Origin of the sequence: Mesotoga sp., from assembly GCF_035363035.1 — a bacterium.
Lineage (GTDB): Bacteria > Thermotogota > Thermotogae > Petrotogales > Kosmotogaceae > Mesotoga.
Window position 1 is genome coordinate 31,834 of record NZ_DAOSEH010000014.1, and the last position, 4,843, is coordinate 36,676.

6 protein-coding genes are annotated in these 4,843 nt (G+C 49.2%); 4 read left to right on the forward strand and 2 right to left on the reverse strand.

The window, feature by feature from the left end:
- Both PKX57_RS04150 and PKX57_RS04155 read right to left on the reverse strand, forming a co-directional pair.
- Window positions 1-892 (reverse strand): Ig-like domain-containing protein (locus PKX57_RS04150; protein ID WP_472416120.1); only part of this gene is annotated, 892 nt, incomplete at its 3' end.
- Window positions 893-1,022: 130 nt separating this feature from the next.
- On the reverse strand, window positions 1,023-1,802 hold the full coding sequence (locus tag PKX57_RS04155) for a S1 family peptidase (RefSeq protein WP_472414933.1): 780 nt from the start codon (window positions 1,800-1,802) through the stop codon (window positions 1,023-1,025).
- 151 nt (window positions 1,803-1,953) lie between these two features.
- On the opposite strand from PKX57_RS04155, the gene miaB reads away from it, so the two are divergent.
- The 4 genes from miaB to PKX57_RS04175 all read left to right on the forward strand — a co-directional run.
- Window positions 1,954-3,264 (forward strand): tRNA (N6-isopentenyl adenosine(37)-C2)-methylthiotransferase MiaB, encoded by a 1,311-nt coding sequence (gene miaB, locus PKX57_RS04160; RefSeq protein ID WP_472416122.1) that lies wholly within the window; start codon window positions 1,954-1,956, stop codon window positions 3,262-3,264.
- A 5-nt stretch (window positions 3,265-3,269) separates the two neighbouring features.
- Window positions 3,270-3,410 (forward strand): hypothetical protein, encoded by a 141-nt coding sequence (locus PKX57_RS04165; RefSeq protein ID WP_472412556.1) that lies wholly within the window; start codon window positions 3,270-3,272, stop codon window positions 3,408-3,410.
- Window positions 3,407-4,690, forward strand: a complete 1,284-nt coding sequence (locus PKX57_RS04170; RefSeq protein ID WP_472416124.1) for a nucleotidyltransferase — start codon at window positions 3,407-3,409, stop codon at window positions 4,688-4,690. Before PKX57_RS04165 ends, PKX57_RS04170 begins: the two co-directional genes overlap by 4 nt.
- Window positions 4,690-4,843, forward strand: a 154-nt coding sequence (locus PKX57_RS04175) for a primosomal protein N' family DNA-binding protein (RefSeq protein WP_472416126.1), incomplete at its 3' end; no start/stop codon positions are given. The genes PKX57_RS04170 and PKX57_RS04175, both read left to right, overlap by 1 nt.

Genomic DNA, 4,843 nt, shown 5'->3' on the forward strand with positions numbered 1-4,843 from the left:
TTCCCTGTGCGTCGGTGCTCTTGTTCTCTCCGTTGAAGGCGACGTTAGCTCCCTGTACGGCTCCCTGGTTATCGCTAACGTTGAAGGTGACCGTGTATGTCGGGGGCGGAAGCAGCGAGAAGGTGGCGTGTATAGTGTGACCTGCTGTAACGTTGTTGAAGGTGTAGGTCGCTCTCGGGCCTACTGATTCTCCATCTACGAGCACATCTTCTATATTGTAGTTTTCATTAGGTGTTATTGTGAAGGTCTGGTTCGCTCCATGTTCGACGTTGACGTTTCCAGAGGGATCTATACTTCCTCCCGCTCCGGCAGTGGCGGCGATAGTGTAAGACTTCTTCGTGAGGGTGACGTCGACCGTCTCGTCGCCATCGACGTTGATGTTTCCGCTGGCGTTGTTGTAGCCCTCTTTGCTCACAGTATATGCTTTGTTGCCCGCGAGCACTCCTGTGAAGACCGCCTTTCCCTGTGCGTCGGTGCTCTTGTTCTCTCCGTTGAAGGCGACGTTAGCTCCCTGTACGGCTCCCTGGTTATCGCTAACGTTGAAGGTGACCGTGTATGTCGATGGTGCGAGCACTGTGACGCTAACGGTTTTGGTGACGGTTTTGTATTTGTCTTTGGAAGCTTCTATCTCGATCTCCGTCTCACCGGCCGAGATTCCGGTAACCGTTCCGGAACTGGAGACGGTGGCGATCGATGTATTTTTCGACGTGAATTTCAACGTTGTATCTACGGGCTTCACGGTTAACTGGATCGTTTCCGACTCTCCTATGGAGAGGGAGATACTTTTCGTTGCGATGTCCAGCTTGATCACCCTAAAGAGGAAACAGCCTTGAGTCGTTATGATGGCGAGAAAAGCCAGGCACAGTAGTAATACAAATAAGATCTTCTTCACAGTAATCTACTCCTTGAAGAAAAAGATTAGAATTGTAAACTGTATATTTACTTATGATTTTACCACAAAGCTATCTTGATCTATAATTCTTTTTGGTATTCCAGAGTCTTTTCATAATAAATCCCGTATATTATAGAGCAATTCCCGATGATTTCATTGCATCTACGATCATCTCTACATGTACTCCCCAGCCAACATTAAGGAACTGGTTTTCTTCGATTTCTCTCCCGTCTTTTCGCACTTTTGGACTGAATCCGAGCGGCAGGTGAACGGTGCGACTCTGCACGGCCCAGACTTTTCCTGTTACATCCAGTATAGGTCCACCACTTTGACCGAGCAGTCCCGGAGATGAAGTCTCTATGAATTTCGCAATTTTCTTCGCTTCTTTGAAAGCCGGAGCCACCACCGTCCTGGTGTATATGCCTTCGATGGGAAACAGTGCCGGTAAACTTCTGGGATCCATTTTAAATCTCGAACTGCCTTCGTCAAAGGAAGCCTTTATTCTGGAGAACGGATATCCAACACGGCAAAGACTGGTTCCGATTCGCAACTCTCCTGAATCTACGAATGAAGGGTATTCACTCACTTCGGAGGGATCGAAGGGCTCCAATCTTCCTATCACCAGATCGTAATCGGGGAAGGGATGTATATCTTTCAAAGTCACCCCGTCCTTTCCCCACCAGAAAGAATGGTTGGTTATAATCTGTGTCCCGTTGCTCGAGGGATTTGCCTGTTGATTTTTGAAGAGGAAGTAGGACTGCCATAGATGGGCAACGGTGATTATCCAGCCTTCCCGGTTTAGGATGATGAAGACTCCACAGGAGGCGCCGACTCTGGCGTCTTCTCTTCTGGTAAGAACTACAACGGGTTTTGTGAAGGAACTCGCTGTTTTATAAGCCTTTGCAAACATCTGACACCTCCGGAAATATCGCTGTTGAACGAGCCACGCAAAAAAAAGAAACGAACACCGCTCATTCCAATGGTAACATAACGTGGTTTATCCAAATCGGTCAATGATGTAGAATTTACCTGAGAATGGATATCGGTTTAGAGGTGGTTTTTTGAAAGTAGCGTTCAGAACCTTCGGGTGTCAGATGAACATAAGCGATACGGAAGCGATGATGGGAATTCTCCGTCGTGCCGGACACGAGATTATAGACAGCGAGGAAGCCGCCGATGCGGTAATAGTCAACACCTGTGCGGTACGGGAGAAATCGGAAGACAAGTTGTACGGAAAACTCGGTCAGCTCAAAGCCCTCAAGAAGAGCAACGATAGACTCGTTGTAGGAGTTTGTGGCTGTGTCGCCGAAAAGAATTCGACCGAACTCCTCACGCACAGGGAGGTTGATTTCGTTTTTGGAACGAGGGCGATTTCGCGGATAGACGAGTTTCTGTCAAGAGCCGCCGGCGGCGAACGTTTCATAGAGATGGGCGATTATATAGACGAACTCGACGCGAACAGCCCAAGATTACGTACCAGCAAACACCACGCGTGGATTACTATCATATACGGTTGCGATAAGTTTTGCTCTTACTGTATAGTCCCTTATACCAGGGGAAGAGAAAAGAGCCGGAAGATGACGGACATACTGAACGAGGTAAGGCAGCTGGCCGACAGCGGCTACAGGGAGATAACCTTCCTTGGTCAGAACGTGGACTCTTACGGGAAGGATCTAGAGGACGGGTCGTCACTCGCCGCCCTGTTGAGAGAGACTTTGAAGATAGAAGGGATAGAGAGAATATGGTTTCTCACATCTTATCCGAAGGATTTCAGCGACGAGCTAATAGATGTGATAGCCTCTTGCGAGAGAATTTCGCGCTCGATTCATCTGCCGGTTCAATCGGGAAGCGACAGGATCCTGAAGTCCATGAACAGGGGCTATACCAGGGAATATTTTCTGGATCTTATAAGACGCGTCAGGGATAGAGTTCCCGATTCGTCTCTGAGTACGGATATCATAGTGGGTTTCCCGGGCGAAACCGAGGCCGATTACGAGAATACGATCTCGCTGATAAGAGAAGTCAGGTTCGAGAGGGTAAACCTGGCCATGTACTCTCCCAGAGAGGGGACGCTTTCGGCCAGAAAACTCCCCGACGATATTCCCCAGGAGGTGAAAATCAAAAGGCTGAACGATCTCCTGGCGCTGCAGAAACATATAAACCGGCAGGAAAATGAGAAGTACCTTGACACGGTGATAGATGTCATAGGTGAGGGAAAGATAAAGGGAAACGGGAAGATCTACGGCCGGACGATGAACAACAAGATAGTGATATACCATGCCGATGCAAACTTGATAGGAATTCCCGTGAAGATAAAGGTAGATAGCGTGTCCGCCGGACCGTTGTACGGAGAGATAGTTGGAGTTTTATAAGAGGTATGAGAGAAGGGGTAAGAGGTAAGAAAAGCAAGACCTTTCTGCTCTTCCAACCTCTCACCTCTAACCTCAGGTTCCCCAAGGACGGATTCACGCTGCCCAGGGACGTCTCAATGATCTTTCAACTGGAGGAAAATGAATGAAGGTTCTCGGTCTCGTGGTTGAGTACAATCCATTTCATAATGGCCATCTCTTTCACCTCCGGCAATCGAAGGAACTGGTGAAACCGGATTATACCGTTGCGATCATGAGCGGCAACTTCGTTCAGCGCGGCGAACCGGCGGTTATCGAGAAGTTTTCCCGTGCAAGGGTGGCGTTAAAACTGGGAGTGGATCTAGTTCTGGAATTGCCAGTGGTTTACGCACTTCAAGATGCCGGCGGTTTTGCGACCGGTTCGATTCGCTCTCTTGACCACGTCGGCGTGACCGATGTGGTCTTTGGTAGCGAGACCGGAGATCTCTCTCTCATAAGCGAAGTCTCGAAAATCCTGATAGAAGAACCCGACGAGTACCGCAGAAGTTTGCGCTTCCATCTGAAGGAAGGCCACTCTTTTCCGAATGCCCGTAAATACGCAATCAGGGATTTTATTGGCAGAAGAGACAGCGATCTGTCTTTCAGGATAGAGGAGATAGGTTCTTCAAATAATATTCTTGGAGTCGAGTACATGAGAGCGATGAAGGAGATAGGGAGTAAGATAAGACCCCACGCGATAAAAAGGACGGGCGCCGCCTATACTGACGAGAACCACAAAGGCGAATTCTCTTCGGCGACGGCAATTAGAAGGCTTCTTTCAAAAGGCGACCTAGAATCGGTGAAGGAGGCAGTTCCACAGGAGTCGTTCGACGCGATACTTGGCGAGATAAGGACCGGTAAGGGTCCCGTCTTTCGTGAGGATACGGAGAGCTTCTTCATACCATACCTGCGGCTTTTATCGCGAAGCGATTATGGGCGATACTACGGTTTCGTGGAAGGTCTTGATGCCAGATTCAGAGAGTGTTCTATGAGTTCCGACATGACGGCCTTCACCAACTGTGTCAAGACTAAAAGGTTCACGCTTTCAAGGATCAGGAGGTTGATGTATTATCCGGCCTTCGGATTCACCGGAGATTTGATCGAAAAGAGCAACGATCTGGGACCGCAGTATCTCCGTGTCCTGGCCTTCAACGAAAAGGGGAGAGAGTACCTGTCGGGCATAAAAAAGCTGGTACGCATTCCCATCGTCACGACGGCCTCGCTGTGGAGAAAGGTGGTCGATCAGGCGCTCAAGAGGGAGATGGAAATAGACGTTAAGCTTCTGGAAGAACAGCTGGGGAGAGATTTCAAAGCCAGCGACTTTTACTCCTCTCTGTACAGATCTCCAGAATGGCGCTCCAGAGGTTCGGAGATGCTTTCACAGGTCATATACGAGAGAGGTATCTCCTGATGCTTGTCCAGGTTGCGATATCCAATTCCCCCCTCTTCGAGACCTACACATACAACAGCGATCTGCCGCTCTCGCCCGGGGAAAGGGTGGAAGTCAATTTCGCCGGCAGGAACACCATAGGTTACGTCGTTTCTCTTGAAGAGAGGAAGGGGC

Bases quoted from the DNA above. Each gene is read 5' to 3' on its own strand.
- PKX57_RS04155 (WP_472414933.1), bottom strand. From the start codon at position 1,802: ATGTTTGCAAAGGCTTATAAAACAGCGAGTTCCTTCACAAAACCCGTT.
- PKX57_RS04170 (WP_472416124.1), top strand. From the start codon at position 3,407: ATGAAGGTTCTCGGTCTCGTGGTTGAGTACAATCCATTTCATAATGGC.
- PKX57_RS04165 (WP_472412556.1), top strand. From the start codon at position 3,270: ATGAGAGAAGGGGTAAGAGGTAAGAAAAGCAAGACCTTTCTGCTCTTC.